The 26,821-nt window shown below is 68.4% G+C and carries 23 protein-coding genes and 1 pseudogene; 15 read left to right on the top strand and 9 right to left on the bottom strand.

The window, feature by feature from the left end; all coding sequences use genetic code 11:
• Nucleotides 1-56: 56 nt before the first annotated feature.
• The 3 genes from P7L68_RS08545 to P7L68_RS08535 are packed head-to-tail and all read left to right on the top strand — an operon-like array spanning nucleotide 57 to nucleotide 2,861.
• Nucleotides 57-824 (top strand): DUF1365 domain-containing protein, encoded by a 768-nt coding sequence (locus tag P7L68_RS08545; protein ID WP_372004182.1) that lies wholly within the window; start codon nucleotides 57-59, stop codon nucleotides 822-824.
• A complete protein-coding gene (locus P7L68_RS08540) occupies nucleotides 821-2,071 on the top strand; it encodes a class I SAM-dependent methyltransferase (protein ID WP_372004180.1) in 1,251 nt (416 codons plus the stop codon). The genes P7L68_RS08545 and P7L68_RS08540 overlap by 4 nt, the downstream gene beginning before the upstream one ends.
• Complete coding sequence (locus P7L68_RS08535) at nucleotides 2,061-2,861, top strand: SDR family NAD(P)-dependent oxidoreductase (protein ID WP_372004178.1); 801 nt, start codon at nucleotides 2,061-2,063, stop codon at nucleotides 2,859-2,861. The genes P7L68_RS08540 and P7L68_RS08535 overlap by 11 nt, the downstream gene beginning before the upstream one ends.
• 19 nt (nucleotides 2,862-2,880) lie before the next feature.
• On the opposite strand, the gene P7L68_RS08530 is transcribed toward P7L68_RS08535, so the two are convergent.
• From P7L68_RS08530 to P7L68_RS08505, 6 genes are all read right to left on the bottom strand, one after another.
• Nucleotides 2,881-3,321, bottom strand: coding sequence for a nuclear transport factor 2 family protein (locus P7L68_RS08530; protein ID WP_372004176.1), 441 nt, complete (start codon nucleotides 3,319-3,321; stop codon nucleotides 2,881-2,883).
• On the bottom strand, nucleotides 3,318-4,928 hold the full coding sequence (locus tag P7L68_RS08525) for a cryptochrome/photolyase family protein (protein ID WP_372004175.1): 1,611 nt from the start codon (nucleotides 4,926-4,928) through the stop codon (nucleotides 3,318-3,320). Before P7L68_RS08525 ends, P7L68_RS08530 begins: the two co-directional genes overlap by 4 nt.
• Nucleotides 4,929-4,934: 6 nt before the next feature.
• Entirely contained in the window at nucleotides 4,935-5,690 is a 756-nt protein-coding gene (locus P7L68_RS08520) for an SDR family NAD(P)-dependent oxidoreductase (RefSeq protein WP_372004173.1), read from the bottom strand.
• Between the two features lie 162 nt (nucleotides 5,691-5,852).
• Entirely contained in the window at nucleotides 5,853-7,394 is a 1,542-nt protein-coding gene (locus P7L68_RS08515; RefSeq protein WP_372004171.1) for an efflux transporter outer membrane subunit, read from the bottom strand.
• Nucleotides 7,381-10,533, bottom strand: coding sequence for an efflux RND transporter permease subunit (locus P7L68_RS08510; RefSeq protein ID WP_372004169.1), 3,153 nt, complete (start codon nucleotides 10,531-10,533; stop codon nucleotides 7,381-7,383). Before P7L68_RS08510 ends, P7L68_RS08515 begins: the two co-directional genes overlap by 14 nt.
• Entirely contained in the window at nucleotides 10,530-11,726 is a 1,197-nt protein-coding gene (locus P7L68_RS08505; RefSeq protein ID WP_372004167.1) for an efflux RND transporter periplasmic adaptor subunit, read from the bottom strand. Before P7L68_RS08505 ends, P7L68_RS08510 begins: the two co-directional genes overlap by 4 nt.
• A 283-nt stretch (nucleotides 11,727-12,009) precedes the next feature.
• On the opposite strand from P7L68_RS08505, the gene P7L68_RS08500 reads away from it, so the two are divergent.
• From P7L68_RS08500 to P7L68_RS08480, 5 genes and pseudogenes are all read left to right on the top strand, one after another.
• Nucleotides 12,010-12,705 carry a TetR family transcriptional regulator gene (locus P7L68_RS08500; RefSeq protein WP_372004165.1) on the top strand — a complete coding sequence of 232 codons (696 nt, stop codon included), beginning with the start codon at nucleotides 12,010-12,012 and terminating at the stop codon, nucleotides 12,703-12,705.
• Nucleotides 12,706-12,912: 207 nt separating this feature from the next.
• Entirely contained in the window at nucleotides 12,913-13,506 is a 594-nt protein-coding gene (locus P7L68_RS08495; protein ID WP_372006800.1) for a DUF6088 family protein, read from the top strand.
• Nucleotides 13,499-14,536 (top strand): nucleotidyl transferase AbiEii/AbiGii toxin family protein, encoded by a 1,038-nt coding sequence (locus P7L68_RS08490; RefSeq protein WP_372004163.1) that lies wholly within the window; start codon nucleotides 13,499-13,501, stop codon nucleotides 14,534-14,536. Before P7L68_RS08495 ends, P7L68_RS08490 begins: the two co-directional genes overlap by 8 nt.
• Nucleotides 14,537-14,609: 73 nt before the next feature.
• Nucleotides 14,610-15,357 (top strand): annotated as a pseudogene (locus P7L68_RS08485) (IS5 family transposase).
• Nucleotides 15,358-15,425: 68 nt separating this feature from the next.
• Nucleotides 15,426-15,794 carry a winged helix-turn-helix transcriptional regulator gene (locus P7L68_RS08480; protein WP_372004161.1) on the top strand — a complete coding sequence of 123 codons (369 nt, stop codon included), beginning with the start codon at nucleotides 15,426-15,428 and terminating at the stop codon, nucleotides 15,792-15,794.
• 8 nt (nucleotides 15,795-15,802) lie between these two features.
• On the opposite strand, the gene P7L68_RS08475 is transcribed toward P7L68_RS08480, so the two are convergent.
• The 3 genes from P7L68_RS08475 to P7L68_RS08465 form a co-directional block, all read right to left on the bottom strand.
• Nucleotides 15,803-17,092 carry a type II toxin-antitoxin system HipA family toxin gene (locus P7L68_RS08475; protein ID WP_372004159.1) on the bottom strand — a complete coding sequence of 430 codons (1,290 nt, stop codon included), beginning with the start codon at nucleotides 17,090-17,092 and terminating at the stop codon, nucleotides 15,803-15,805.
• Nucleotides 17,082-17,417: a helix-turn-helix transcriptional regulator gene (locus P7L68_RS08470; protein WP_062762008.1), complete on the bottom strand. Its 336-nt coding sequence runs from the start codon at nucleotides 17,415-17,417 to the stop codon at nucleotides 17,082-17,084. The genes P7L68_RS08475 and P7L68_RS08470 overlap by 11 nt, the downstream gene beginning before the upstream one ends.
• 205 nt (nucleotides 17,418-17,622) lie before the next feature.
• Nucleotides 17,623-19,251: an electron transfer flavoprotein-ubiquinone oxidoreductase gene (locus P7L68_RS08465; protein ID WP_372004157.1), complete on the bottom strand. Its 1,629-nt coding sequence runs from the start codon at nucleotides 19,249-19,251 to the stop codon at nucleotides 17,623-17,625.
• A gap of 219 nt (nucleotides 19,252-19,470) precedes the next feature.
• Between P7L68_RS08465 and P7L68_RS08460 the strand changes: the two genes are divergently transcribed.
• The 7 genes from P7L68_RS08460 to P7L68_RS08430 all read left to right on the top strand — a co-directional run bounded on the left by P7L68_RS08460 (nucleotide 19,471) and on the right by P7L68_RS08430 (nucleotide 26,817).
• Nucleotides 19,471-20,364: a uracil-DNA glycosylase family protein gene (locus tag P7L68_RS08460; protein ID WP_372004155.1), complete on the top strand. Its 894-nt coding sequence runs from the start codon at nucleotides 19,471-19,473 to the stop codon at nucleotides 20,362-20,364.
• A 260-nt stretch (nucleotides 20,365-20,624) separates the two neighbouring features.
• Complete coding sequence (locus P7L68_RS08455; protein ID WP_372004154.1) at nucleotides 20,625-22,373, top strand: transglycosylase SLT domain-containing protein; 1,749 nt, start codon at nucleotides 20,625-20,627, stop codon at nucleotides 22,371-22,373.
• Between the two features lie 244 nt (nucleotides 22,374-22,617).
• The gene (exbB, locus tag P7L68_RS08450; RefSeq protein WP_372004152.1) at nucleotides 22,618-23,601 is read left to right on the top strand and encodes a tonB-system energizer ExbB; all 984 of its coding nucleotides are present in this window, start codon (nucleotides 22,618-22,620) and stop codon (nucleotides 23,599-23,601) included.
• A 4-nt stretch (nucleotides 23,602-23,605) separates the two neighbouring features.
• The gene (exbD, locus tag P7L68_RS08445) at nucleotides 23,606-24,064 is read left to right on the top strand and encodes a TonB system transport protein ExbD (protein ID WP_372004150.1); all 459 of its coding nucleotides are present in this window, start codon (nucleotides 23,606-23,608) and stop codon (nucleotides 24,062-24,064) included.
• Nucleotides 24,061-24,900, top strand: coding sequence for an energy transducer TonB (locus P7L68_RS08440; RefSeq protein ID WP_372004148.1), 840 nt, complete (start codon nucleotides 24,061-24,063; stop codon nucleotides 24,898-24,900). Before exbD ends, P7L68_RS08440 begins: the two co-directional genes overlap by 4 nt.
• A gap of 111 nt (nucleotides 24,901-25,011) precedes the next feature.
• The gene (moaB, locus tag P7L68_RS08435) at nucleotides 25,012-25,551 is read left to right on the top strand and encodes a molybdenum cofactor biosynthesis protein B (RefSeq protein WP_372004146.1); all 540 of its coding nucleotides are present in this window, start codon (nucleotides 25,012-25,014) and stop codon (nucleotides 25,549-25,551) included.
• Between the two features lie 75 nt (nucleotides 25,552-25,626).
• Nucleotides 25,627-26,817, top strand: coding sequence for a PA0069 family radical SAM protein (locus P7L68_RS08430; protein ID WP_372004144.1), 1,191 nt, complete (start codon nucleotides 25,627-25,629; stop codon nucleotides 26,815-26,817).
• Nucleotides 26,818-26,821: the final 4 nt, after the last annotated feature.

Genomic DNA, 26,821 nt, shown 5'->3' with positions numbered 1-26,821 from the left:
CACCATCCCCATCCTGAACCCGTGACGGTTCATTCGCCGCTGCCACCGGAGGCCGCATGAGGATCGAAGGCGGGCTCGGATCGGCGAAGGTCATGCACCGGCGGCTACGGCCGCGGGAGAACGCCTTCGTCTATCCGGCTTTCTACGTCGCCCTGCCCCTGGACCAGATCGACCGGGCCGGCAACGCCCTGTTCGGCGTGGACCGTCTGCGCCCGCTCGCCCTGCTCACCCGCGATCACGGCCCCCGCGACGGCAGCCCCTGGCGGCCCTGGCTTCAGGACATTCTGAACCGGTTCGATCTGGGCCATCTGGGCACGGACGACGTGCTGCTGATGACCCATCCCCGGGTCTTCGGCCATGTCTTCAACCCGGTCAGCTTCTGGTTCGTCCGGGATGGCGACGGCCGTTTACGGGCGGTGCTGGCCGAGGTCAACAACACCTTCGGCGACCGGCACAATTATCTCGTGGCCCATGACGACGGCCGGCCGATCGACGCGCACGACCGGATCCAGGCCCGCAAGGTGTTCCACGTTTCACCTTTCTGCGCCGTCGAGGGCCATTACGTCTTCCGCTTCCGGATGGAAGACAAAGTGATCTCGGCGGCCATCGATTATCATGATGCGGCCGGCCCGCTGCTGCTGACCGCCGTCACCCTGACGCGCCGACCGCTGGATCTCGCCAATGCCGCCCGGCTGCTGGCCTCGATGCCGGTGATGACGCTGTCGGTGGTGGCGCGGATCCACTGGCAGGCGCTCAGGCTCTGGCTGCGCGGCACCAGATTTCACCGCCGCCCGGCCCCACCGATGGAGGAGACGACCCGATGAGCACGGACAGCCTGTCCCCGGGAAGCGGTTTCGCAGGCCCCGCCGGCCTCGCCGGTCTGGATCTGCCGGGCTTCTTCAGCGGCATCCTGGGGCGCTGGGCCGTGGGCGAGCTGACGGTCATCCTGCCGGACGGGCACAAGGTCACCGCCCGCGGTGCCACGCCCGGTGAACACGCGGTGCTGCGCCTTACCGACTGGTCGGTGGTCCGCCGTTGCCTGAAGCGCGGCGCGGTGGGCTTTGCCGAGGCCTATATGGACGGCGCGGTCGACACCGACGATCTGGTCGCCCTGCTCACCCTGCTCGCCCGCAATGAAGAGGCGATCGCCCGCGGCTTCTCGGGCGGGCGCACCGCCCGCCTGCTGGGCTGGATGGCCCATGCCCTGTTCCGCCGCAACAGCCGGCGCGGCTCGAAGCGCAACATCCACGCCCATTACGACCTGGGCAACAGCTTCTACGCCCTCTGGCTCGACGAGAGCATGACCTATTCCTCCGGCATTTACGGGCCAGAGGGAACCGGTGATCTGGCGGCCGCCCAGGCCGCCAAATACGATCGCCTGCTCGACCGGATCGCCCTGGCGGAAGCAGGGCGCGACAGCCCCGGCCGGGTGCTGGAGATCGGCTGCGGCTGGGGCGGCTTTGCCGAGCGCGCCGCCGCCCGCGGCCATCAGGTCCACGGCATCACCATCAGCCGCGCCCAGCTGGAGCATGCCCGGGCCCGGGCCCGGGCCGGCGGCTGGGATGATCGGGCGCATCTGGAATTCCGGGACTATCGCGACCTTCAGGGCCGCTACGACCACATCGTTTCGATCGAGATGATCGAGGCGGTGGGCGAGCGCTGGTGGCCGACCTATTTCCGCACGCTGGCCGACCGCCTGGCCCCGGGCGGCCGGGCGCTGGTCCAGGCGATCACCATCGACGAGCGGCACTACCAGCGCTACCGCCGTGGGGCCGATTTCATCCAGCGCTATGTCTTCCCCGGCGGCATGCTGCCGACCCGCACCGTCATTCGTGCCCAGGCCGCCGCCGTCGGGCTCAGGGTGACCGACGAGTTCGCCTTCGGCCACGACTACGCGCGCACGCTGGTCGCCTGGCTGGCCCGCTTCGATGCCGCCCGCGCCCGGGTGCTGGCGGCGGGTTTCGACACCCGCTTCATCCGGCTCTGGCGGTACTACCTCGCCTACTGCGCCGCCGGTTTCGAAACCGGCCGCATCGATGTGGTCCAGGTGGAGATGGCCCATGGCCGATGACCGACGAGGCACCGCCCCCCTGCTCCGCCGGCTGGAAAGCTGGCAGGGCCGCCGGGTCTGGCTGATCGGCGCCAGCGACGGCATCGGCCGCGAGCTGGCCCGCCTGCTTGCCGCCGATGGTGCGAGGCTCGCGGTCAGCGCCCGCCGCGCGGACGAGATCGAGGCCCTGGCCCGCGAACTTGGCCCCGAGGCGCTGGCCCTGCCGGTGGATGCCACCGATCAGGCCGCCCTCACGGCCGCCGCCGCCCGTCTGGAGGCCGCCTGGGGCGCCGTCGACCATGTGATCTATACCGCCGGCATCTACTGGCCGATGGGCATCGACACATTCGATGTCGAAAAGGCCGCGAAGATGATCGAGGTCAACCTGACCGGCGGTCTCAGGGTCACCGCCGCCGCCCTGCCCCTGCTCGAACGCGGCAACGCACCACAGCTTGCCCTCACCGCCAGCGCCTCCGCCTATCGCGGCCTGCCGCGGGCGATCGGTTACGGCGCCTCCAAGGCAGGGCTCTGCAATCTGGCCGAAACCCTGGCGGTGGAACTGGCACCGCGCGGCATCGACGTCCGGGTGGTCAATCCCGGCTTCGTCCGCACCCGGCTGACCGACATGAACGATTTCCGCATGCCGGCGATGATCGAGCCCGAAGCCGCCGCCCGGGCGATGCGCGACGGCCTGGCCTCGCGCCGCTTCCACATCCATTTCCCGAAACGCTTCACCGGCCTTCTGGTCGCCGCCCGGATCCTGCCCAGCCGCTGGTGGCTGGCGCTCTCGGCCCGCATGGTGAAGGGGTGATCGGGCGGTGAGGGGCTGATCAGACGGGGGCCGCCAGCCGGCGCCGGATCATCCGCAGCACCGCCCCCAGCACCGGCACCCGCTCGTAAAGCTGCGCCGCCGGGTCCCAATGGTCGATATGGGCCGCCACCCGCCCGTCTTCCGCCAGCGTCACCTCGCTCATACCCTCCAGGGTGAAGGGCTGCGTGCCGCCCTTGCGCCGGGCGGTGAACCGCCAGCGGAGCAGGCCCCGGGCCCCGTCGCGGGCACGCGCCGTCACCTCGAAGCGCGGCGCCTCCAGCGTCTCGAACATATGGGCCAGCAACGCCCGCACCCGGTCGCGCCCGGTCACGTCGTTGAACGGGTCGGCGAAGCGCAGTTCCGCCACCGCCAGATCCCCGATCCGGTTCAGGTTTTCAGGCGACAGGGTCTCGAAAAAGCTGCACCACGCGTCCAGCCCGGCATCCATCCGGTCGGTCATGCGAAAAGATCCCCTGTGGTATCCGTCGGGGCGCCCGTCGGCCGGCCGAAGCCCCGGTCGCTGCCGTGCCGGTCCAGATGGGCCAGGAAATCCGCGGCCTGGCGGCCCAGCGCAGCCACGCGCGCCGGCGCCATCCGGTCGAGCGAGCGATAGGCCAGCGCCAGCCGCGGATTGCCGCCCAGCACCCGACGGTTGCGGATCAGGAAATCCCAGTAGAGCGCATTGAACGGGCAGGCGCCATCACCGGTCGGCCGCTTCGGATCATAGCGGCAGCCGCTGCAATGGTCCGACATGCGCGAGATATAGCCGGCCCCCGCCGCATAGGGCTTGCTCGCCATCCGCCCGCCATCGGCATGAAGCGCCATGCCCTGGACATTGGGCAGCTCCACCCAGTCCACCGCATCGGCATAGACCGCCAGATACCAGGCGGCGACCTCGCCCGGCCGGGCGCCGGTCAGCAGGGCAAAATTGCCCGTCACCATCAGCCGCTGAATATGATGGGCATAGCCGGTGCGGAGCGTCTGGCTCAGGGCCGCCGCCATGCAGGCCATGTCGGTCTCGCCCGACCAGTACATCCAGGGCAACGGGCGGTGGGCATCAAGCGCATTGGTCGCCGCATAGCCCGGCATCTCCAGCCAGTAGATCCCGCGGACATATTCCCGCCAGCCCAGGATCTGGCGGATGAAGCCCTCGACCGCGGCGAGCGGCGCCCGCCCCTCCGCCCATGCGGTCTCGGCCCGCCGGCAGACCTCCAGCGGTTCCAGCAGGCCCAGATTGAGTGCGGGCGAGATCCGGGCATGGAACAGCACCTCCTCCCCCGCCGCCATCGCATCCTGATAATCCCCGAAACGGGCCAGGCGTCGGGTGATGAAATCCTCCAGCGCCATCAGCGCATCGGCACGGGTCACCGGCCAGTCGAAACCCGCCGTGTCGCCGACATGGGCCCCGAACCGCGCATCGACCAGCCCGATCACCGCCCGGGTGACGTCATCGGGTGGAAAGCCCGCCGGCGTCGGCGGCCGCCCGCCCGCCGCCGTCGCATCGAAGGGCTTGCGGTTCTCGGCATCGAAATTCCAGCGGTCGCCGGCCGGGCTGTCGCCGTCTTCCGCCATCAGCAGCCCGGTCCGGCGGCGCATCATCCGGTAGAAATGCTCCATCCGCAGCTGGCGGCGCCCGCCCGCCCAGTCGCGGAAATCGTTCCGGCTGCACAGGAAACGGGTGTCGGGGCGGATGTCCAGATCCACGCCCGCGGCCGCCCGGATCAGCGCCTGTTCCACCCGCCAGTCGCCGGCTTCCGTCATCACCACCCGCCGGGGTGCATGACGGGCAATGGCGCGGGCAAGCTCTCCCGCCAGGCTGCCGGTGTTTGCGGGATCATCCAGTGCCACATAGTCGACGGCCAGCCCCTCCGCCGCCAGATCCCCGGCGAAATGGCGCATGGCCGAGAGGAAGAGCGCGATCCGCACCCGGCTGGACGGCACATGGGTCGCCTCTTCCGCAACCTCGGCCATCAGCACGACCTCGTCGGCGCCCGGCACCGCGCCGTCGAGCGCGGTCAGGCCACGGGTCAGCTGGTCGCCCAGCACCAGGCGAAGCGTGCCGGCCATGCCGCGTCAGCTCTTCACATGCAGGGCGCCGCGCCCGCCGTCGATCGCGATCACCTGGCCGGTGATCCAGCCGGCGCGAGAGGAAAGCAGCAGGGCCATCATCGCCGCCACATCCTCAGCCTCGCCCAGCCGGCGCATGGGGTGCAGGCCGGCCAGGGCCTCGGCCATGGCCTCGTTGCGGGTGATCGCCTCCGACATCGGCGTGCGGATCAGGCTCGGCGCCACCGCGTTCACCCGCACCCGGGGCGCAAGTTCGGCCGCAAGCGACCGTGTCAGCCCCTCCACCCCGCCCTTGGCGGCCGCGATCACCGCATGGTTCGGGAAGCCGTGCGCCACCGCCACCGTCGACACCAGCACCACGGACCCGCCGGCCGCCTTCAGCGCCGGCAGGGCGCCCGACACCGCTTCGGCGGCACCCACCACGTTCAGCCGGAAGGCCTCGATGAAATCCGCGGCGCTTGCCCGGTGCACCGGCTTCAGCGCGATGGAGCCCACGCAATAGGCAAGCCCGCCCAGCCGGCCGCCGGCCAGTTCCGCTGCGGCCTTCGCCGCCCCGGCTGCAGCGCCGGCCCCGGTCACGTCGGCCGGCACCGTCCGGACGCCCAGCTCGCGCCCCAGCCGCGCCAGGCGATCCTCGTCCCGGCCCGACAGGATCAGCGCCCGCCCCTCTGCGGCGAGCATTCGGGCCAGGGCCGATCCCACACCGCCCGTGGCACCGTAAATCAGCACCGGGGCCGCATCTGCATCAAGAATATCCGTCATCGAAACGCTCCCGCCGGACCTCGTCATCACGACAGGCAAGCTAGATCGCGCCGCCCGTCCGGAAAGGGTGCGCCGGCCCCGAAACCGGCCCGGAAGACGCAGACGGCCCGCACCTTGCGGTGCGGGCCGTCTTGGGCGTGGAGCTATGGCCGATCCGTCAGATCAGTCCGACAGCCCGCCATAGGGGTCGGCCAGCACCGGGCCGGGATCGTCCGCCCCCTGGGGCAGGCCCTCCCAACCGCCGCCCAGCGCCTTGTACAGGTTCACCGAGGCGACATAGAGGTTCTGGCGGGTGGTCACCCGCGACAGCTCGACGTCGAGCAGGCTGCGTTCGGCATCCAGCACGTCCAGATAGGCGGCATAGCCGGCGTCGTAGCGCAGCCGCGCCAGCTCCACCGTCCTCTGCAGCTCTGCCACCTGGGCATCCTGGGCTTCCAGCTGGCCCATGGCCGCCGTGCGGGACGCCAGCGCATCCAGGACATCCTGGAAGGCGGTACGCACCGTCTGGCGGTAGCTGATCGCCGTCTGTTCATAGCGCGATTTCGCCGCCTCGACCTCGGCATCGGTGCGCCCGAAATCGAAGATCGGGCCGGTCAGCGCCAGGGCGAGGCCCCAGATGCCGGCGCCGTTCGACAGGAAATCGGCCAGCTGCGTGCTCTGCCGGCCGGCAGAAGCCGTCAGGCTGATCTGCGGGAAGTAACCCGCCCGGGCGACGCCGACATTCGCCGCCGCAGCCGCGATCTGCTGTTCGGCCACCGCCACGTCAGGGCGGCGCAGCAGCAGTTCCGACGGCAGGCCCAGCGGCGGCACCGGCGCATCCGGCAGGACGTCCAGGGCCACACCACGCTCGACATCCTTGCCGATCAGCTCCGCCGGGGTGCGGCCCAGCAGCACGCCCAACGCATTGGCGGCCTGATCGCGGGAACCTTCCAGCTCGGGAATCCGGGCGCGGGTCGATTCCCGTTCCGACCGCGCCTGGGCCAGGTCGAGCGCATCGATCGTGCCCGCGTCATACTGGGCGCGCTGCAGCTCAAGGGTCTGTTCGCGCGCGGCCAGCGTGCGGCGCGCGATCTCCAGCTGCAGGTCCAGCGCCCGCAGCTGGAGATAGGCGTTGGCGGTATCGGCAGCGACCGTCAGGCGCACCGCATCGCGATTGGCCACCGTCTGCAGCAACTGGGCGCGCTGAGCCCGATCGGTATTGCTGAGCCGGTCCCAGAGATCCAGTTCGTAGGATAGCGCCGCCGAGGCGGAGAAGGTATTGGCCAGCTGCCCGCCAGACGCGCCGAAACCCGACGCCTGGTTGCGCTCGGCGCTGCCATTGGCATTCAGCGACGGCAGCCGGTCGGCCGAGGTACCGCGGGCCAGCGCCCGCGCCTCGTTCACCCGCTCCACCGCCAGCAACAGGTCGTCATTGGCGACCAGCGCTTCCTCGACCAGGCGGGTGAGGGCCGGGTCGCCGAAATTGCGCCACCAGGTCGCGTCGACCCGGGCGGCCGGCAGTTCGGCCGCGCGCGCCTCGGCAGCGGCCTGGCCGCGTTCGCCCCAGCTGGCACCGGTCCGGGTGGCCGGGGGATCCCCGGCCGGGGCCAGTGCACAGGCGGACATCAGGGCCGCGGCAAGAACGGCAACGAGGGGCCGGGCCGCGCGGCGGGGCAGATCACCCCGGATCACGGGTGCCGCGAGGCTCGGGTCAGCTACGGACATGGGCACTCTCCGCAGTTTCGGTCGGGGCTGATGCCTGGTGGCGGTCCTTCCGCGACAGCTTCGCCGCCAGTGTATAGAAGGCCGGCACGAAGAACATCGCGATGAAAGTGGCCGCCAGCATGCCGCCGATGACGCCGGTCCCGATCGAGTGACGGCTGGCAGAGCCGGCACCGGTGCTGATCGCCAGCGGCACGACGCCCAGGATGAAGGCGAGCGAGGTCATCACGATCGGACGGAAGCGGAGGCGTGCCGCCTCGTCCGCCGCATCGATGATGCTCCGCCCCGCCCGGCGCTGCTGCATGGCGAACTCCACGATCAGGATGGCGTTTTTCGCCGACAGGCCGATCAGGGTAACCAGACCGATCTGGAAATACACGTCGTTCTCGATGCCGCGCAGCCAGATTGCGAGCAGCGCGCCCAGAACCGCGAAGGGCACGGCGGCCACCACCGCCAGCGGCATCGTCCAGCGTTCATACTGTGCGGCCAGGATCAGCACCACCATCACGATGCCGAAGCCGAAGGCCAGCATGCTCGATCCGGCGGCCGCCTTTTCCTGATAGGCCGACCCGGTCCAGCTCAGCGTATAACCCTCGGGCAGGGTTTCCGCCGCCACCTGCTCCATGACCGAGAGCGCCTGACCCGAGCTGAAGCCCGGGGCGGGCTGGCCCATGATCTTGGCGCCGGTGAACAGGTTGAAGCGTTCCAGCATATCGGGGCCGACGATGCGCTTCGCCGTCACCAGCACGTCGAGCGGGATCATCTCGCCCGAATTGGAGCGCACGAAGACATAGCGCATATCGTCCGGCGTGCGGCGGAAGTCGCCTTCCGACTGCAGGTTCACCTGGAAGGTGCGGCCGAACAGGGTGAAGTCGTTGACATAGACCGACCCGAAGGTCGCCTGCATGGTGGTGTAGACATCCGCGATGGGTACGCCCAGCGCCTTGGCCTTCTCGCGGTCGACCGACACGTCATACTGCGGCACCGCGGCCGAGAAGGTGGTCGACAGCCCGGTCAGTTCCGGCCGCTGCGACGCCGCCTGGATCAGGCTCTGCACGGCAGCCTGAAGATCGGTGACGGTGCCGCCGGTGCGGTCCTGGACATAGGCCTCGAAACCGCCGGTCATGCTGATGCCCTGAATGGGCGGCGGGTTGAAGGCCAGCGTGAACGAGTTCGGGTCGCTCATGCCGATGCCCATCATCGGGCCGGGCAGGTTGCGGGCATCCAGCGACGGATCGCTGCGCTCGCTCCAGTCCTTCAGCGGCAGGAAATAGGCGGCGGCATTGGTCTTCTGCGCCGAGGACAGAAGGTCGAAGCCCGACAGCGTCACCACCTCGTTCACGGCCGGATGCTGCATGAACTTCTCGGTCAGGCCCAGCGCACTGTCCTCGGTCCGCGACAGCGACGCGGCCGGCGGCAGATAGGTCTGGGCGATGATATAGCCCTGGTCCTCGTTCGGCAGCAGGGAGCCCGGGATCTTCTGGAACAGCGTCCAGGACGCGAAGCCGACCGCCGCCAGAACCAGAATGGCCAGGAAAGCCCGCTTCACGATCACCGACACGCCATAGACATAGCCGCGGGTCAGGCGATCGAAATTGCGGTTGAACCAGCGGAAGAAGGCCCAGGGCTTGTGCTCGCCCTCTTTCAGCATCAGCGCACACAGCGCCGGCGACAGGGTCAGCGCCACGATGCCGGAAATGAACACCGACATCGCGATGGTGATCGCGAACTGCTTGTACATCTGGCCGGTCAGGCCGCCCAGGAAGCCCACGGGCACGAACACCGCGCACAGCACCAGCACGATCGCGATGACCGCGCCCGACACTTCCTCCATGGCCTGAATGGCGGCTTCGCGCGGATGCAGGCCCTTTTCGCGCATCACGCGTTCCACATTCTCCAGCACGACGATGGCGTCGTCGACCACGATGCCGATGGCCAGCACCATGCCGAAGAGTGTAAGCAGGTTGATCGAGAAGCCCAGCAGATACATGCCGGCAAAGGTGCCGACCAGCGACACCGGCACCGCGATGATCGGGATCAGCGTCGCACGGAAGCTCTGCAGGAACAGGAACACCACCACGATCACCAGCGCGATCGCCTCGGCGAAGGTCTTGATCACCTCCTCGATCGACACCTGGACGAATTTGGTCGTGTCATAGGGCAGCGCGTAAGAGATGCCTTCGGGGAAGCGCTGCGAAAGCTCGCTCATCCGCGTGCTGATCGCCTGGGCGGTCGACAGCGCATTGGCGCCCGGCTGCAGATAGATGCCGATCGCGACCGAGGGCTGGCCGTTGTAATAGGACTGGAAGGCATAGTCCTTGGCCCCCAGCTCCACCCGCGCCACGTCGCGCAGCCTCAGCACGGCACCGTTGGAATCAGAGCGCAGGATGATGTTGCCGAAGGCTTCGGCATCGGGCAGCCGGCCCGGGGTCTGGACGGTATAGGTGAAGGCCTGGCCGCCGGCATCCGGCTCCTGGCCGAATTTGCCGGCCGCGAAATTGTCGTTCTGCTCCTCGATGGCGCCGGCCACATCCGAGGGGGTCATATCATAGCGCGCCAGCTCATCCGGCTTCAGCCAGATGCGCATCGAATAGTCCTTGGCGCCGAACAGCGAGGCGTCGCCCACGCCGGGCACCCGCTTCAGCTCGTCGATCACGTTCAGCAGCGCGTAGTTGCTGACATAGATCGGGTCGTAGCGGTCGACCGGGGCCTGCATGGTCACCACCTGCAGGATCGAAGACGACCGCTTTTCCACGCGCACGCCCTGCTGGCGCACCGTCTCGGGCAACAGCGGTTCGGCCGCCTGCACGCGGTTGTTGATGTTGATGGTCGCCTGATCGGGGTCGGTGCCGATCTCGAAGGTGACGGTGATCTCAAGCGAGCCCGCGGCCGAGGCGTTGGAGGTCATGTAGAGCATGCCCTCGACGCCGTTGATCTCCTGCTCGATGGGGGAGGCCACCGATTCCGCCAGCACCTCCGGGCTGGCGCCCGGATAGCTCGCGCTCACCACCACCTGGGGCGGGACGATTTCGGGATACTGCTCGATCGGCAGGGCGCGCATGGCCATGAAACCGGCCAGCACGATCACGATCGAGATGACCGCCGCAAAAACCGGGCGGTCGATGAAGAAGCGCGAGATCATGCACCACCCTCCGGGCGTGCCGGGGCGGCATCACCGCCCTTGGCAACCTGCACCGGGGCGCCCGGGCGGACCTTGATCGTACCGCCGACGATCACGTCGTCGCCCGATGCCAGGCCCTGCTCGACCACCCACTCCTTGCCGACCGTCGGGCCCAGCACCACCGGCCGCACGCCGGCCTTGCCGCCCTCTTCCACGACATAGACGAAGGTGCCGTTCGGCCCCTGCTGCACGGCTTCCTGCGGCACCGCGATGGCATTGGGCAGGGTCAGGCCCTGCAGCGACACCCGCACGAACTGGCCGGGCATCAGCGCCTCGTCCGGATTAGAGACCTCGGCGCGCAGCCGCACGGTGCCGGTGGAGGGGTCGATGGTGCTGTCGGCAAAGTTCACCTGGCCGCGCACCACCTCGTCACGCCCCTCGACCTTCACCGCAACGTCGAGCTTCTGCTCCTTGCCCGGCGTCGCCGCAACCAGCCGAAGCTGACGCTGACGTTCGCTGTCGGGCACCGAGAAGTTGATATAGACCGGGTCGAGCCGGGTGATCGTGGTCAGCAGGCTGTCGGTCGAACCGGTGCCGACCAGGCTGCCTTCGGACACTTCCTCGATGCTGGTCACGCCGGCGATCGGTGCGCGCACTTCGGTATAGGCCAGGTTGATCTTGGCGGTGTCGAGCCGCGCTTCCGCCGAGGCCAGAGATGCCCGGGCAAGATCGCGGGCCGAAAGCAGCTGGTCGCGTTCCGACGCGCTGATCGCGTTCTGCTGGAACAGCTTCGCTCCGCGCGCCCAGTCGCGATCGGCCTTGGCGAGGCTGGCCCTCGATTCGGCCACCGAAGCCTCGGCTTCGGCAACCGCCGCCTTGTAGGTATCGGGGTCGATGCGGAACAGCAGGTCGCCCGCTTCGACGCGCGCGCCTTCCACATAGGTCCGCTCAAGCAGGATCCCCTGGACCCGGGCGCGCACCTCGACCGACTTCGAACCGGCGACCCGGCCGGCATATTCATAAGACAGCGGCAGATTGCGCGGCGTCGCCTCGACGACACTCACCTGTGCCGGCGGCATCTGCCCGCCCTGCTGCTGTGCGGGCGCATTCGACTCCGCCGCATCACACGCAGCAAGGGCGAGAGCGGCGATCGTCGACAGAACGACAGCGGGGCCGGCGCGTCTGTCGCGCCGCCCGAAACGGTACCGGACCATGGATCTTCCTCAATTCCTGTCGAGACCCGCCGCCTGCCGCTCCCCCGGAGGGTGGGCTGCCGCCGCGGCGTGGATCTAACGCCGTCACGAAGGGGGTGGAGGCGAGTGCACTGCACAAGTAATATACGTGCATGAATGTATGTAAAGTGACGTCCATCACGGCATTCGCCGCGGGATCCGTTATTTTTGCGGGAACGTGTTATATGCACCCGGGGCGCAAACCGCTCGGGGCGAGCCGGGGCGCCCCTGAATCACCCCCTGCCTGAGGGAACCGAGACCGATCGTGGCCAGACGCACCAAGGAAGATGCCGAAAAGACCCGCCAGCAGATCCTGGATGCTGCGGCTGCCGCCTTCGATGCCGAAGGTGTCGCGGCCTGTGCCCTGGAACATGTGGCACGTCTGGCCGGCGTCACCCGCGGGGCGATCTACTGGCATTTCAAGAACAAGTCCGACCTGCTCGACGCCATGCTCGAACGGGTGCGCCTGCCTCAGGAACAGGTGATGGAAGATCTGGCCGCCGGCCGGATCACCGACCGGCGGCCGCTCGACCTCTTCCATGAATCGAGCCGCGACGCCCTCAGCATGATCGTCAACGACGAGCGCCGGCGCCTGATTTTCCGGATCATCTTCACCCGCATCGATCAGGCCCATGACCGCTCGCCGCTGCATGAACGCCAGCAGGCGGACCGGGCGCATTTCATGACGCTGGTCCGCCAGATCATGGCCCGGGCCGCCGCCGCAGATCACCTCGCCCCCGGCTGGACGCCCGAAACGGCGATGCGGGTCACCCACGCCATGTTCCACGGCGCGGTGTCCGACCTGCTGGTGCTCGACGAAGCAAAGGTCGTCGGCGAACTCACCTTCTACCTCGACGCCGTCGACACTCTGATGCACGCCCTCGGCAGCCGCTACGACCCCGGCCTCAACGGCGGCCAGGGCTGCCTGCTGCGGCCGGCGCTGCCGGTGGATGAGGGGTGATCCCCAGCCGCTGAGGGGCGCGTTGCCCGTCTGACACCGGGCGTCGCCGGCTGGAATGACCTGACCCGGCAACTGCCGCGGCCACACCACGGGGTGGGACGTAATCCGACCGGCCGCGCCACCGGGAGGCCGCCCTTGAACGTCAGAAAAAGACCGCCTATTTTCTGACGCATGACGACGATTGCCGCCTCTGTTCCCGACCGGATCATGAAGCGCGTCCGCGCCCGCGGACGCGGCAGCGTCTTTACGCCCAGCGACTTCCTCACGGTTGCCGCTCGCCCGTCTGTCGATCAGGCCCTCTCCCGGCTGGTGAAAAGCGGGCAGCTTCGTCGGCTGGCACGCGGGCTCTACGACTTTCCCAAGCTGCACCCGAAGCTCGGGGCGCTGTCGCCCGCTCCCGACGAAGTCGCTCAGGCGCTGGCCCGGGAGACCGGCTCGCGGGTGCAGATCGCCGGCGCACGGGCAGCGAACGCGCTCGGCCTTTCGACGCAGGTCCCGGCGCAAAGCACCTATCTCACCGATGGTCCGTCGCGGCGCGTCGTGCTGGGAAAGCGCGTCGTGGATCTTCGTCACGCCTCGCCCAAACATCTGATCGCGCCGGGCAGCCCCGCCGGAACGGTGTTTCAGGCCCTTCGCCATGTCGGCCCCGTTCGGGCGGCTGACGTCGCGCAGATCGCGGCGCGCCAGCTTTCGGCCAACGACAAGAAAAGGCTGGCGTCAACCGCGCGTCACGCGCCTGCCTGGATGCGGCCCACACTCGTTTCGATCGCCAACGCAGCCGCGGCCGATAACGATGGATGATGTCGCCCGCCTCCCCGCTCGCGATCGCGCAGCTCTCTTCGGGGAGGCTGGCGCCGGCCGGGGCGTCGCCGACACGATCATCGAAAAGGACTTTTGGGTCTGCTGGAGCCTGCGGCGCCTGTTCGGTCTCCCCAAGGGCACCACGACCACCCTCGTCTTTAAGGGCGGCACCTCGCTTTCCAAGGCGTTCAATGCCATCCGCCGGTTCTCCGAGGACATCGACCTGTCGTTCAACCGGGCCGAACTTGGATACACCGACGAGCGCGATCCCGAGAAGGAAGGGATCAGCAGGAAGCAGGCAGCCCGGCTTATCGACGATCTGGTCAGCGACGTCGAGCGGCACATCGCCGGGAAACTTCTCCCGGCGCTTCGCGCCGCGATCGTCGAACAACTCGGCGAACCGACCAACGGCGCGTGGTCGCTGGAGACAGATGCCGGCGACGCCCAAACGATCAACTTCCACTATCCGACCGCGCTACCTGCCACCGGATACGAGGGCATGGCCTACATCACCCCGCGCGTGAAATTCGAACTGGGCGCGCGCGGCGATCCCTGGCCGACCGAAGAGAAGGTCATCCGTCCCTACGCCGCCGACGACTATCCGAACTACTTCGCCGATCCCGACACCCGCGTGACGGTGCTGTCAGCGCGGCGCACCTTCTGGGAGAAGGCGACCGCGCTCCATGCGGAGGCGCATCGCCCGGCGGCGTCACCGACGCCGCAGTATTTTTCTCGGCACTACTACGACCTCGCCATGCTTCTCGACACGGACGAGGGCCAGGCCGCCATCGCCGACCTTAACTTGCTGGCGCAGGTGGCAAGACACAAAGCCACCTTCTTCCGTTCAAGCTGGGCCAGCTACGATACGGCCCGGCCAGGCACGCTCCGGCTGACACCGGACGACGCGCGCGTCAAAGACCTGAAAGCGGATTATCGGGCGATGGCGCCGATGATGTTCGACCAGACACCGCCGCCGTTCGGCGATATACTAGAAAAAGTTGCTGCGCTCCAAGACGCCATTAATAGCTAGGGTCAAACCCAACCAACCTCTTGATAATGAGATCATTCTGTAATTCCAGTGGTCTGTAACCACGAGGAACACGATGTCTCAGCTTTTCTGGTTGTCGGACGAACAGTGGGCTCAGCTTGAGCCGCACCTGCCCAAGAACCAGCCGGGTGCCCGGCGTGTGGATGACCGATGAGTGATTTCCGGGATCATCCATGTGCTGCGGACCGGATGTCGATGGTGTGACTGCCCCGCGGAATACGGGCCGTCGACAACCATCTACAACCGCTTCCACCGATGGTCCGGGCGTCGTTTCTGGACGGGCCTAGTGGAGGCTTTGGTAGCATCCGGAGCCGTGACGAAGTCAATGGCGATCGACTCCACCTATGTGAAAGCCCATCGGTCAGCACATGGGGAAAGGGGGGCGAACTCTCAGGCGATCGGCAAATCGCGCGGCGGGCAGACAACCAAAGTCCACCTCCTGACGGATACTCTTGGACGACCTCATACGCTCGTGCTCAGGCCTGGAAATGCGTCCGACATGACAGGAGCGGATCTGTTGCTGTCCAGGATTCCGAAAACTCGTTACCTCATCGCGGACAAGAGCTATGACGCCGACAGGCTCCGCGCGTCCCTGCGCGACCGCGGTACCGTTCCGGTGATCCCGGGGCGGACCAACCGAAAACGGAAGGTTGCGTATGACCGGAAGCGTTATCGCAATCGTCGTTGAGAACGCTTTCTGTCGCCTCAAGGACTTCAGGCGTGTTGCGACACGCTATGACAAGCTCGCAGCCAATTTCCTATCAGCCGTGGCCCTTGCGGCCATCATCGCATTCTGGGTGTGATTGAGTCTGGAGCCTGGTTATTTGACCGACGATCGACCGTCAAAAGCATATTTTGGGGAGCAGGTCATATGGATAGGACTGCTGCGGGTGACAGTTGCCAGGGCGTCAGTGAGGTTCTCGGTCGGATCGGTGACAAGTGGACCATTCAGGTAATCGTAGCGCTCCGGCACGCTCCCCAGCGTTTCAATGCGATCAAGAGGCACGTCAGTGGCATTTCCCAGCAGATGCTGACCAGGACGCTCAAGGCCCTGGAACGCGACGGAATGGTCGAGAGGACGGTGCATCCCGACACGCCACCTCGAGTCGAATATGCATTGACGCCGTTGGGGCACTCGTTGGCGCACAGTGTGAAGCAGCTGGCCGAATGGGCGACTGCTCATCAAAAGATCATCCAGGATAATCGTCTTCAATACGATGCTCGGGTGAATCCCGAGTAGCCGTTCATTCAGTCTCTGTCGTCAAAATCCTCGAAGGCATAGTCGTTCAGAAACTGGCGCCGCCACAGCAGGGCGCGGTCGGTCGCGCTCAGCTCCGCCTCATCGCATATGCGTGCCCAGTGCGCGCGAATGCCTGCGATCTGCGCCGCAATGATGGCACGCGCCTCCGCATCGCCGAGCAGAAAGGCGTGGGCGGCCATGCGGCAGGTTTCAAGACGGCTGCGGCGGTCGGTCTCCCCGATCAGCATCGCCTGATTGGCGTCCCGGCCGCTGCGAAGCTGCGGGCAGATGTCATAGGCGGGCGTCAGGGTCAGCGAGGCGCCGTCCCAGAAGGCGGCATGATTGCGGGCGTGATCGTCGGTATTGCCTGACAGGACGTTGAAGACCACCCGTCCGAACAGTTCCCTCAATGTCTCCCGCGGCCGGGTGAAGCGCGCCCGAACGAGGTCGGCAAGATCCCGGTAACTGGCATAGCGCGCCTCCATTTCGTGCAGGCCAAGCATGGTCAGTGCGGACACCATGGCACGCCGTGTCCAGCCGCGCTCCGTCCACACCCGATCAAAACGCTCGACCAGAAGCACATCCTTGCCATTCGCTCTGGCGAGCCGGACCGGCGCAACATCAAGACCGGCCGCATCCCGGGCAAGTCGCATCGCGACGTACTCCGCCTTCACCACCGCATAGGTATCGTTCGTGGCCGAAAACTTGGCGATCAGCTTCGTCCGGCCGTCGTCGATCAGGGCCTTCGGGCGGGCGCCGCCGATGGAACTGCCATGGAAGAGCGCCTTGTCCAGGGCCGGCGGCACAGGCTCCCCACGTTCCACATGTCCGGCAGCGGCGTGCAGATCCTCGATCGTCACCGTCTGATCCGCCTCGCGGGGCCGATACCGGTCCGGCGCCGCCTGAAAGTCGAGCGCGCCGATCCGGTCGGAGCCGGCATTCAGCATGAAGGTGAGGTCGTCGAGATCCACCGCACCGGCCGCCATCCCTTTCAGGCCGGTCAGACGATTGATGATGACCCGACGCCCCCAGGCATCGGGCGCACCGTCACGCAGGGCTCCCGCCATCTCCAGTGGGGGGGCAGGGCGGATCGCACCCCGCCTCAGCGGCAGTTCCGGCAGATAGATCGGGATGGCATCCGGCCGATCGAGATAGGATCGGCCATAGTTGAAGACATGACCGCTGCCGTCACGGGCCAGGCGGCCGGCGACAACGGGCTCCGTGCGTCCGGGCAGCCAGATCCAGACATAGGCCTCCATCGGCATGCCGGGCGCAGCCTCTCCGGGATCAGAAGTCATCGACCACCTCCGTCCGCCGCTGCCGGATCGACCGCGGCAGCAGGGCGAGCTTGTCCTCGACGCGGGCGATGCGGTCGGGCAGGTCCGACGGGTCGGCCACGAACAGCGGAATGCCGACCAGATGGGCAGCTTCGAAGACCAGGCCGATTTCGGCCTTCGGATGGCCCTTCTCGATCAGTTGCAGGGTGCTGCGCGCGATGCCGATGCGGGCGGCAAGCTCTGCTTCCGACAGTCGGCGCTGCTTGCGGGCAAGCCGGATCTGTCCGCCCATCAGGGTGAGCGCATCCCGGGTCGCCCGCGAATAGGTACGCAGATGCGCCGCCATGTCGTCCTCCCGATTTTGGCGTGCATGCCGGTCGCAAAGGGCTTTTACGCTCGTTAAAACGGTCATATCGTGCCGGCGCACCCGGATGTCAATCCACCACCGGTGCCGGCTGGCCGCAGACACGCAAAAGGCGGCCCCCCTCTCAGAGATGCCGCCTCCCGGTCGTCAGGCCGCCCGCCCCTGATCGGGGCGGGCGTTGCCGTCGTCACATGTTGGGATAGTTGGGGCCGCCCGCGCCCTCGGGCACCGTCCAGACGATGTTCTGGGTCGGGTCCTTGATGTCGCAGGTCTTGCAGTGCACGCAGTTCTGCGCGTTGATCTGCAGCCGCGGGCCGGCGTCTTCCTGCACGATCTCGTACACGCCGGCCGGGCAATAGCGCTGCTCGGGGGCGTCATATGTGGGCAGGTTCACCGTCACCGGCACCGACGGATCCTTCAGCCGCAGATGGATCGGCTGATCCTCCTCGTGATTGGTGTTCGACAGGAACACCGAGGACAGCTTGTCGAAGCTGATCTTTCCGTCGGGCTTGGGATAGACGATCTTCTTGCAGGCCGAGGCCGGCTTCAGCGACTTGTGGTCTTCGTGGTGGTGGAAGGTCCAGGGCGCATTGCCGCGGAACAGATAGGTGTCCAGCGCCGAATAGGCGAGGCCGGCCAGCAGGCCTTTGTTGAAGGAGGGGCGGATGTTCCGCACCTTCTTCAGTTCCTGATACACCCAGCTCTGTTCATAGAGCGCCGGATAGGCGTCGAGCACGTCGTTCGCCCGGCCGTCCTTCAGCGCCTCGAAGGCGGCTTCGGCGGCCAGCATGCCGGTCTTCATCGCCGTGTGGCTGCCCTTGACCTTGGGCACGTTCATGAAGCCCGCCGTGCAGCCGATCAGCACGCCGCCCGGGAAGGCCAGCTGCGGGACCGACTGGAAGCCGCCCTCGGTCAGTGCGCGGGCGCCATAGGCGATGCGCTTGGCGCCCTCGAAATAGTCGCGCAGCGCCGGATGCTGCTTCAGCCGCTGGAACTCGTCGAAGGGCGAGATATGCGGGTTCTGATAGTCGAGGCCGATCACCAGGCCCACGGCGACCTGGTTGTTCTCCATGTGATAGAGGAACGACCCCGAATAGGTCTTGGTGTCCAGCGGCCAGCCGATGGTGTGGATGACCAGGCCCGGCTTGTGCTTGGCCGGATCGATCTCCCACAGCTCCTTGATGCCGATGCCATAGGTCTGCGGGTCGCAATTGTCGCGCAGGCCGAACTTGTCGGTCAGCATGCGGGTCAGCGAGCCGCGGGCGCCTTCGGCGAACAGGGTGTATTTCGCATGCAGCTCGACACCCGGGGTATAGCCCGACTTCTGCTCGCCGTCGCGGCCGATGCCCAGATCGCCGGTGGCGACGCCCTTCACCCGGCCCTGCTCGTCATAGAGCACCTCGGCCGCCGCGAAGCCGGGATAGACCTCGACCTCCAGCGCCTCGGCCTGCTCCGCCAGCCAGCGGGCCAGATTGCCCAGGCTGATGACGTAGTTGCCGTGATTGTTCATCTGCGGCGGCGTCGGCAGCCGGATGTGGTTGGACTCCGTCAGCAGCAGGAACCGATCCTCGTCGGCCGGCTGGTTCAGGGGCGCGCCCTTCTCCTTCCAGTCGGGGATCAGTTCGTTGAGCGCCCGCGGCTCGAAGCAGGCGCCGGCCAGGATATGCGCGCCGACCTCCGACCCTTTTTCGATGACGCAGACGGAGACGTCGTGGTCGTTCTCGGCGGCGAGCTGTTTCAGACGGATCGCCGCCGACAGGCCGGCAGGGCCGGCGCCAACGATGACCACGTCAAATTCCATCACTTCCCGTTCCATGACCCCTCCTCAAGCCGCCTCGTCCTGCAGTGCGGCCGGGTGATCTCGTTCTCGCTCGTCACGCGGCGCCGCTCGCGTCCCCCTCGCTACGTTCGGCCCTCGCTCCTCGGATATGGACCCGATCCGTGCCCGTTACAGGGGTCGCCTGATACGAGACGCGAATCGCGATTCAGTAAGGTTATCTATCAGCGCCGCCGTGAAATTGCTACAGTCCAGGCCATGACGACGATCGATCCGACACCGGCAGCGGCCATCTCCGCACTCGCCACGTGGTATATGGAGTGGGGGGTAGAGACCGCCACCACCGATAGCCCGGCCGACTGGTATGCCGCCGCCGCGGCCGCCCGGGACAGGCTGCTGCGCGACCGGCCCAGGGCAGCCGATGGCGCCCCCGCCCCGGCGGGCGAAGGGGCACGCATGCGCGGCGCCAGGGCGCCGGCGCCGGCCGTGCCGCGGGCGGATCCGGCCGCCGTCGACCCGCTCTCGCCCGAAAGCGCCGCGGCCCTTGCCCGCAGCCATGCGGGTGCCGCCCGAAGCCTGGCCGAGCTGGAACAGGCGATCCGCGCTTTCGACGGCTGCGCTCTCAAGGCCACCGCGTCGAACACCGTCTTCGCCGACGGCAACCCCGAAGCCGATCTCATGCTGGTGGGCGAGGCGCCGGGCGCCGAAGAGGACCGGCGCGGCCTGCCCTTCGTCGGCCAGTCGGGCCGTCTGCTCGACCGCATGCTGAAGGCGATCGGCCGCGATCGCGGCAGTGTCTATATCACCAATGTGCTGCCCTGGCGCCCGCCGGGCAACCGCACGCCCACCCCGGCGGAGATTGCCGCCTGCCTGCCCTTTGCCCTGCGGCATATCGCTCTGGTCCGCCCGAAGCTGGTCGTGGCCGTGGGCGGGGTTTCCGCCAAGGCTCTGCTCGACCGCCCCGAGGGCATCACCCGACTGCGCGGACGCTCCGCAACCCTCGATCTTCCGGGGCTGGCGGGGCCGCTGCCGGTCTTTGCGACCTTCCATCCCGCCTATCTTCTCCGCCAGCCGGCGCAGAAGCGTCTGGCCTGGGGCGACTGGCTCAGAATCGCGGAAATCCTTGAAAAGCAATCATCCCCGGTTCCGTGACAATGTCGTGTCGTGCAGCTGGGGCTTGCCGGGACACCACATCCTCCCCTATAAACGTTGCCATCATGGCTTCGGAAAGCAACGACGCGCGTCACCAATCGCGGTCGGCACGTAGCTTCGCGCGTGCGATCGTGGTGCCTGCGGTGACGCTGGCCCTCTTGCTCGGCGGTCCTGTCGCTTCGGGTGCATTTGTCACGCGAGCGCATGCAGAGACCTCCCTGCCGACCGGCCTGGAGACGGCGGAGGACGCCGACTTCGGAATGGCGGGATTCGGTCTGGTCGATTCGTTCGAAGAGTGGCCTCAGGTCCTCTCTGATGCGGATGCCGAGCGCTATGCCCGGATTTTTGCACTGCAGTCGGATGGCCGCTTCGACGAGGCGGACAGGCTGATCGCGCGCCTTGGCGACCGGCTGCTGATGGGCCATGTGACCGAACAGCGACTGATGCATCCGACCGCCTATACCGCAAGCTATGACGAGCTGCGGGACTGGATGGCGTTCTATGGCGATCACCCCGATGCCGAACGGATCTATGCGCTGGCGATGAAGCGCCGCCCGGGCAACGAGGCCCGCCCGCGCGAGCCGGAGCGGCCCGAGGAGACGGTGATCCCCGTTGCCAGCCGCCAGCCCAGCACCGTCGATCAGCTGGACAGCTACTCGGCCGCCGACGGGCTGAAGGGCGCCCAGGCCAGGCGGGCACGGGCCCTCGAAGCCCAGATCGCCGCCCGCATCCGCAAGGGTGAGGCCGATGCCGCCGAGAAGCTGGTCAACTCGGCCGAGGTCCAGAAGCTTTTCGACCGACCGGCCCTCGATCAGGCCCGGATCCGCGTCGCCGCGCTGCATCTCGTCCAGGGGCAGATCGCCCGGGCCTATGAACTTGCCGGCCCCGCGGCCGACCGGTCGGCCGCGATCGTGCCCTATGGCCACTGGACCGCAGGCCTCGCCGCCTGGAAGCTCGGCCGGGCGGAAACCGCCCGCCGCCACTTCGAACTCTTCGCCCGCACGGCCGGCCTCTCGGCCTGGAACGAGGCGGCCGGTGCCTTCTGGGCAGCGCGGGCCAATATGGCGCTGGGTGATTTCGACACCGCGCAGACCTGGCTCGACCGCGCCGCCCGTCAGCCGCTCACCTTCTATGGCCAGATCGCGCGCGCCATGGTCGGGGCGCCGACCGGCGACGTCTGGCAGCCCTCGCTTTCCGGTGGGGTGACCCCGGGCCAGCGCCGGGCGCTGCTGCAGAGCGAAGCCGCCCGCCGCGCCCTGGCGCTCGGCCAGATCGGCGAATATGATCGCGCCGCCGGAGAGGTGGAACTGGTGGCGGCTGCCGCCTCCCCCGAAGAGGCGCCGGCGGTGGTCGAACTGGCCGAACAGGTGAACGCGCCCGAAGCCGCCATCGTCATCGGCCGCAAGGTCGCCGCGGCCTCGGGCATGCCGGATGTCGCCTCGATCTTCCCGGTGCCCGATTACACCCCACGCGGCGGCTTTTCGGTCGACCGGGCCCTGCTCTATGCGCTGGCCCGCAAGGAAAGCAACTTCAACCCGCATGCCGTCAGCCCTGCCGGGGCCCGCGGCCTGATGCAGCTGATGCCGGGCACGGCGCAGCTGGTGGCCAACAGCCTGGGGCTGGGCGGGGGGCTGTCGCTCAGCCGTCCGGACGTGAACCTTCAGCTGGGCCAGGCCTATCTCCGCCGGCTGATGGACGAATCCTATATCGGCAACAACCTGGTCAACGTGCTGGTCGCCTATAACGCCGGCCCGGGCAATCTGCGCCGCTGGCAGGAAAGCCGCGGCATCTCCGCCGACGAGGATCCGCTGTTCTTCGTCGAGACCATTCCGGTTGCCGAGACCCGCGATTTCCTTGAGCAGGTGCTGACCAATCTCTGGATCTACCGCAGCCGGCTGGGCCAGACCTCGCCGTCGCTCGCAGCCCTGGCAGAGGGCGACTGGCCGTCCTACGAGACGATCGACGGCAATGTCGGCAGCGACAACGCCGCCATCGCCTCGCGCCGCTGACCAGCCGGCCCGCCGCCCCCGACAGGGGTGGTGCGAAGCCTGAAGCCGGGGTCGTTCAGGCGGATGATCCCGGTTTTTCATTGGCGGTGCCGCAATTTGCGGAGAACCGCCTTGCAGGCATCGCACTTGCCTTCCCGGCCATCGCAGGCGTAGTTTGCAAACGACTCGCAATTGCAAACAACAAGCGGCCGATCTCACATGCCTCCATGTGTGCCGGTCCCCTGCTCGAGGCAGTGCCCACCCGATGCGCCACACGGCTTTCAGACACCTCACCGCCGCCATCCTGCTTGCGATGACGGTTGCGGCCCCGGCGATGGCCCAAAGCCCGACGATCACGGCCGCCCCGGCGACAGCCGGGGCGGCCCGCCCGGCGGCCACGCCCTCGCAGCCCGCGGGCGGTGAAGTCCTGCCGGCCGACGCAACCAACGATCAGGCAGCGGCCGCAGCCGCGGACGCCGAGGACATGGCCGATGATGAGGCCATGACCGATGATGAGGCCATGACCGGCACCCTGCCCCACGACCTGTCGCCGATCGGCATGTTCATGGCCGCCGACATCGTGGTGAAGGCGGTGATGACCGGTCTTGCCCTCGCCTCGGTCGCAACCTGGACGGTCTGGCTGGTGAAGAGCCTGGAACTTGCCGCCGCCCGCCGCCGGGTCCGCCGCGATCTGGCGACGCTCGACGAGGTCCGCAGCCTGGCCGAAGCCGTGGCCGAGATGGACGGCCAGCGCGGCCCCGCCGCCGCCCTGGTCCGCGCGGCCGTGGCCGAGACCCGCATCACCCGCGAGGTGACCGCCGGCCGGCCGCCGGCATCCGGTGCCGGCCTTGAATCCCGCGTGGCCTCGCGCCTGGCGCGGATCGAGGCGCGCGCCGGGCGGATGATCGCCCGCGGCACCGGCATCCTGGCGACCATCGGTTCCACCGCCCCCTTCGTCGGCCTGTTCGGCACGGTCTGGGGCATCATGAACAGCTTCATCGGCATCAGCGAAAGCCAGACCACCAATCTGGCCGTGGTCGCCCCCGGCATCGCCGAGGCGCTGCTCGCCACCGCCATCGGCCTGGTCGCCGCGATCCCGGCGGTGATCATCTACAACATCTTCGCCCGCGCCATCACCGGCTACCGCGCCGAGCTGGCCGATGCCTCGGCAGCGGTCGCACGTCTCGTCTCACGCGATCTGGACCGCGGCGGCATCGCGGTCGTCCCCGCCCAGACGATCGGAGGCTGATCCCATGGCAGCCAGGCTCGACGACGGCGACGATCTGACCGAATCGCACGAAATCAACGTCACCCCCTTCATCGACGTGATGCTGGTGCTGCTGATCATCTTCATGGTCGCAGCCCCGCTCGCCACCGTCGATGTGCCGGTCAACCTGCCCACCTCCACCGCCACGCCCCAGCCGCGCCCCGCCAAGCCGGTCTTCCTGACCATCAAACAGGATCTGAGCCTGGCGCTCGGCGAAGAGGCGGTGCCGCGCGACCAGCTGAGGGCGGCGCTGGACAAGGCGACGCAGAACAATCCCGATGAGCGCATCCTGCTCCGCGCGGATCAGAGCGTCGATTACGGCCAGTTGATGGGGGTGATGAACGAGCTCCGGACGGCCGGCTATCTCAAGATCGGCCTGGTCGGCCTTGAATCCGCCACCGCGGCGGCCGCGGCCGCCGGGCAGCAGCAGGCCGCCGCCAGATGAGCGCCGGCGCCGACATGCTGCGCACCCCCGGCGCCGTTCGCTGGGGGGCTGCCGGGCTGGTGATCCTGGCGCTGCACGGCGGCGCGCTGCTCGTCGCAGCGGCGCCCTGGGAGATGACCCCGCCGCCGCCGCTGCCGGAAGCGGCGGTGATGATCGACCTCGCCCCGCTGCCGGCCGCACCGCCCTCGCCCGCGCCCACCCCGCCCCAGGAAGCCGCGCCCGACCCGGCACCGGCCCCCGAGCCCGAGGTGGTGGAGCCCGACCTGCCCGATCTGCCGCCACCGCCGCCCGTGCCGGTGCCGGACCCGGAGCCCCTGCAGGTGGCGCCGAAGCCGAAACCCAAGCCGCCGGCGCCGCCCAAGGTGCAGGTCCGCACGCCGCCCAGGCCCGTGCCGCCCAAGGTGCAGAAGCCGGTCGAACAGCCGCCGGAGACGGTGCCCGAGAACGCGACCGCCCAGGCATCGGGCGCCCCCGCCGCACCGACACAGTCCTCGGCCCCGGCCGGTCCGCCCGCGCCCTCGGCGCCCGCCTCCTACATGACCACCGATGCCGCGCGCAGCTGGCAGGCGGAGATGTTCGCCCATCTGGAACGCCATCGCCGCTATCCGCGCCAGGCCCAGCTGCGCAACCAGCAGGGCCAGGTGACGCTGCGCTTCAGCATCGACCGCGAGGGCCATGTGCTCGCCTCGTCGATCGAGCGGCCGTCGGGCAATGCGCTCTTCGACCGCGAGACGCTGGCCATGATGAAGCGCGCCGATCCGCTGCCGCCGCCGCCGGCCGACATCCCGTCGACGGAACTCACCTTCGTGGTCCCCGTCATCTTCTCGCTGCGCTGAGACTCATCTTCTCGCTGCGCTGAGGGGGCGGCCGCACCCTCGCCGTCCTGGACCTCCGCCCCCGGTCGGGCTAGCCTTCAGCCCCACCCGACCACCGGCGGAGGATCCCCCATGCCCGGCCGCATCGACGAGAGCCGCCCGTTTCTGGCCGTCAACATCGCCCTGCTGACGGTTTCCGACAGCCGCACGCCCGAGACCGATACCTCCGGCGACCTGCTCGCCGGCCGCATCGCCGCAGCCGGCCATAATCTCGCCGCCCGGCTGATCCTGCCCGACGACGAAGACCAGCTGGCCGCGCAATTCGCAGCCTGGGCCGACCATCCCGAAATCGACGTCGTCATCTCAACGGGCGGCACCGGCGTCACCGGCCGCGACGTCACCCCGGAAGCCCTGCGCCGGGTGATCGAGAAGCCGATCGAGGGCTTCGGCGAGCTGTTCCGCTGGCTGTCCTTCGCCAAGATCGGCACCTCCACCGTCCAGTCCCGCGCCCTCGCCGGCGTGGCGAAGGGCACCTATTTCTTCGCCGTGCCCGGCTCGACGTCGGCCTGCCGCGATGCCTGGGACGAGATCCTGGTCCTGCAGCTCGACAACCGTCACCGCCCGTGCAATTTCGTCGAACTGATGCCCCGGCTGCGCGAACACGAAGCCTGATCGCGGGCTTCACAGCCGGGCCACGACCCCGTATAGTGCGGCGATGTTCCCGTTATGTTCGCGGGGAGGTCGCCCATGGATCCCTTCAAGCCCCTGACCCGACGGCCCGGCCAGCGCCAGGCCGAGGCCGATCGTGCGGCCGCCGCGGCACGGCTCGGTCTCGACCCGCATCGCGGCCGGGGTGCGGTCAGCAATCGCGACGGCCGGTTCGAACGCTTCCGCCATCAGGCCGCCGATGACGGCTGGGGCCAGGCCGAGGCCGAGGCGGCGTCCGCCGCGCCGGCCGGGGCGCGCCGCAGAACCGAGCTGCGCAGCGTCGCCGCCCGCACGGCGCTGGCCCGCAACGACAGCCCCGACATCCCCTTCGACGCCTCGATCAACCCCTATCGGGGCTGCGAGCATGGCTGCATCTACTGCTATGCCCGGCCGAGCCACGCCTATCTCGGCCTGTCGCCGGGGCTCGATTTCGAAACGGTGATCGAGGTGAAGCGCGGCCTGGCCGAGGCGCTGATCCGCGACCTGTCGAAGCCCGGCTATGTCCCCTCCACCATCACCATCGGCGGCAATACCGATCCCTATCAGCCGGCCGAAAAGACCGAAGGGCTGACCCGGGCCGCGATCGAGGTGCTGACCCGCCATCGCCACCCCTTCGCGATCATCACCAAATCGGCCCTGGTGCTCCGCGACCTGGATCTGATCGCGCCGGCCGCCGCCGCCGGCCTCGCCCAGGTGGCCGTCTCGGTCACGACGCTGGATGCCGGCCTTGCCCGCGCCATGGAACCCCGCGCCGCCACCCCCGCCCGCCGGATTGAGGCGATCCGCGGCCTGGCCGCGGCCGGCGTGCCGGTGACGGTGATGGCGGCCCCGCTGGTGCCCGGCCTCACCGATCACGAATTGGAGGGCATTCTCGCCGCCGCGGCAGAGGCGGGCGCGGTGCGCGCCGGCTGGATCATGCTACGCCTGCCGCGGGAAATCGCCGGCCTGTTCGAGGAATGGCTGCGCCTGGAACGCCCGGCCCGGGCCGAGCGGGTTCTGGCCGCCGTGCGCGCCACCCGCGGCGGCGCGCTCTACGACAGCGGCTTCGGCCGGCGGATGACCGGCACCGGCACCGAGGCGAAGCTGATCGCCGACCGCTTCCGCCTCGCCTGCCGCAGGCTTGGCCTGAACGAGCGCTCATACAAGCTCACCACGTCCCTGTTCACCCCGCCGGCCCGCCCCACAAGAGCGGAGCGTGCGGGCCAGATGGATCTGTTCGGGCGGGGGTAACTCC

The sequence above is a fragment of the Tistrella mobilis genome (assembly GCF_041468085.1).
GTDB classification, from domain to species: domain Bacteria; phylum Pseudomonadota; class Alphaproteobacteria; order Tistrellales; family Tistrellaceae; genus Tistrella; species Tistrella mobilis_A.
Note: the sequence above shows the minus strand (reverse complement) of the source record. Positions and strands in the feature narration are given on the sequence as shown.

Excerpts from the sequence above, each read along its gene's own strand:
- P7L68_RS08545 (WP_372004182.1), top strand. The coding sequence starts at position 57 with ATGAGGATCGAAGGCGGGCTCGGATCGGCGAAGGTCATGCACCGGCGG.
- P7L68_RS08540 (WP_372004180.1), top strand. The coding sequence starts at position 821 with ATGAGCACGGACAGCCTGTCCCCGGGAAGCGGTTTCGCAGGCCCCGCC.
- P7L68_RS08535 (WP_372004178.1), top strand. The coding sequence starts at position 2,061 with ATGGCCGATGACCGACGAGGCACCGCCCCCCTGCTCCGCCGGCTGGAA.
- P7L68_RS08530 (WP_372004176.1), bottom strand. The coding sequence starts at position 3,321 with ATGACCGACCGGATGGATGCCGGGCTGGACGCGTGGTGCAGCTTTTTC.
- P7L68_RS08525 (WP_372004175.1), bottom strand. The coding sequence starts at position 4,928 with ATGGCCGGCACGCTTCGCCTGGTGCTGGGCGACCAGCTGACCCGTGGC.
- P7L68_RS08520 (WP_372004173.1), bottom strand. The coding sequence starts at position 5,690 with ATGACGGATATTCTTGATGCAGATGCGGCCCCGGTGCTGATTTACGGT.
- P7L68_RS08515 (WP_372004171.1), bottom strand. The coding sequence starts at position 7,394 with ATGTCCGTAGCTGACCCGAGCCTCGCGGCACCCGTGATCCGGGGTGAT.
- P7L68_RS08510 (WP_372004169.1), bottom strand. The coding sequence starts at position 10,533 with ATGATCTCGCGCTTCTTCATCGACCGCCCGGTTTTTGCGGCGGTCATC.
- P7L68_RS08505 (WP_372004167.1), bottom strand. The coding sequence starts at position 11,726 with ATGGTCCGGTACCGTTTCGGGCGGCGCGACAGACGCGCCGGCCCCGCT.
- P7L68_RS08495 (WP_372006800.1), top strand. The coding sequence starts at position 12,913 with ATGAAGCGCGTCCGCGCCCGCGGACGCGGCAGCGTCTTTACGCCCAGC.
- P7L68_RS08490 (WP_372004163.1), top strand. The coding sequence starts at position 13,499 with ATGGATGATGTCGCCCGCCTCCCCGCTCGCGATCGCGCAGCTCTCTTC.
- P7L68_RS08480 (WP_372004161.1), top strand. The coding sequence starts at position 15,426 with ATGGATAGGACTGCTGCGGGTGACAGTTGCCAGGGCGTCAGTGAGGTT.
- P7L68_RS08475 (WP_372004159.1), bottom strand. The coding sequence starts at position 17,092 with ATGACTTCTGATCCCGGAGAGGCTGCGCCCGGCATGCCGATGGAGGCC.
- P7L68_RS08470 (WP_062762008.1), bottom strand. The coding sequence starts at position 17,417 with ATGGCGGCGCATCTGCGTACCTATTCGCGGGCGACCCGGGATGCGCTC.
- P7L68_RS08465 (WP_372004157.1), bottom strand. The coding sequence starts at position 19,251 with ATGGAACGGGAAGTGATGGAATTTGACGTGGTCATCGTTGGCGCCGGC.
- P7L68_RS08460 (WP_372004155.1), top strand. The coding sequence starts at position 19,471 with ATGACGACGATCGATCCGACACCGGCAGCGGCCATCTCCGCACTCGCC.
- P7L68_RS08455 (WP_372004154.1), top strand. The coding sequence starts at position 20,625 with ATGGCGGGATTCGGTCTGGTCGATTCGTTCGAAGAGTGGCCTCAGGTC.
- exbB (WP_372004152.1), top strand. The coding sequence starts at position 22,618 with ATGCGCCACACGGCTTTCAGACACCTCACCGCCGCCATCCTGCTTGCG.
- exbD (WP_372004150.1), top strand. The coding sequence starts at position 23,606 with ATGGCAGCCAGGCTCGACGACGGCGACGATCTGACCGAATCGCACGAA.
- P7L68_RS08440 (WP_372004148.1), top strand. The coding sequence starts at position 24,061 with ATGAGCGCCGGCGCCGACATGCTGCGCACCCCCGGCGCCGTTCGCTGG.
- moaB (WP_372004146.1), top strand. The coding sequence starts at position 25,012 with ATGCCCGGCCGCATCGACGAGAGCCGCCCGTTTCTGGCCGTCAACATC.
- P7L68_RS08430 (WP_372004144.1), top strand. The coding sequence starts at position 25,627 with ATGGATCCCTTCAAGCCCCTGACCCGACGGCCCGGCCAGCGCCAGGCC.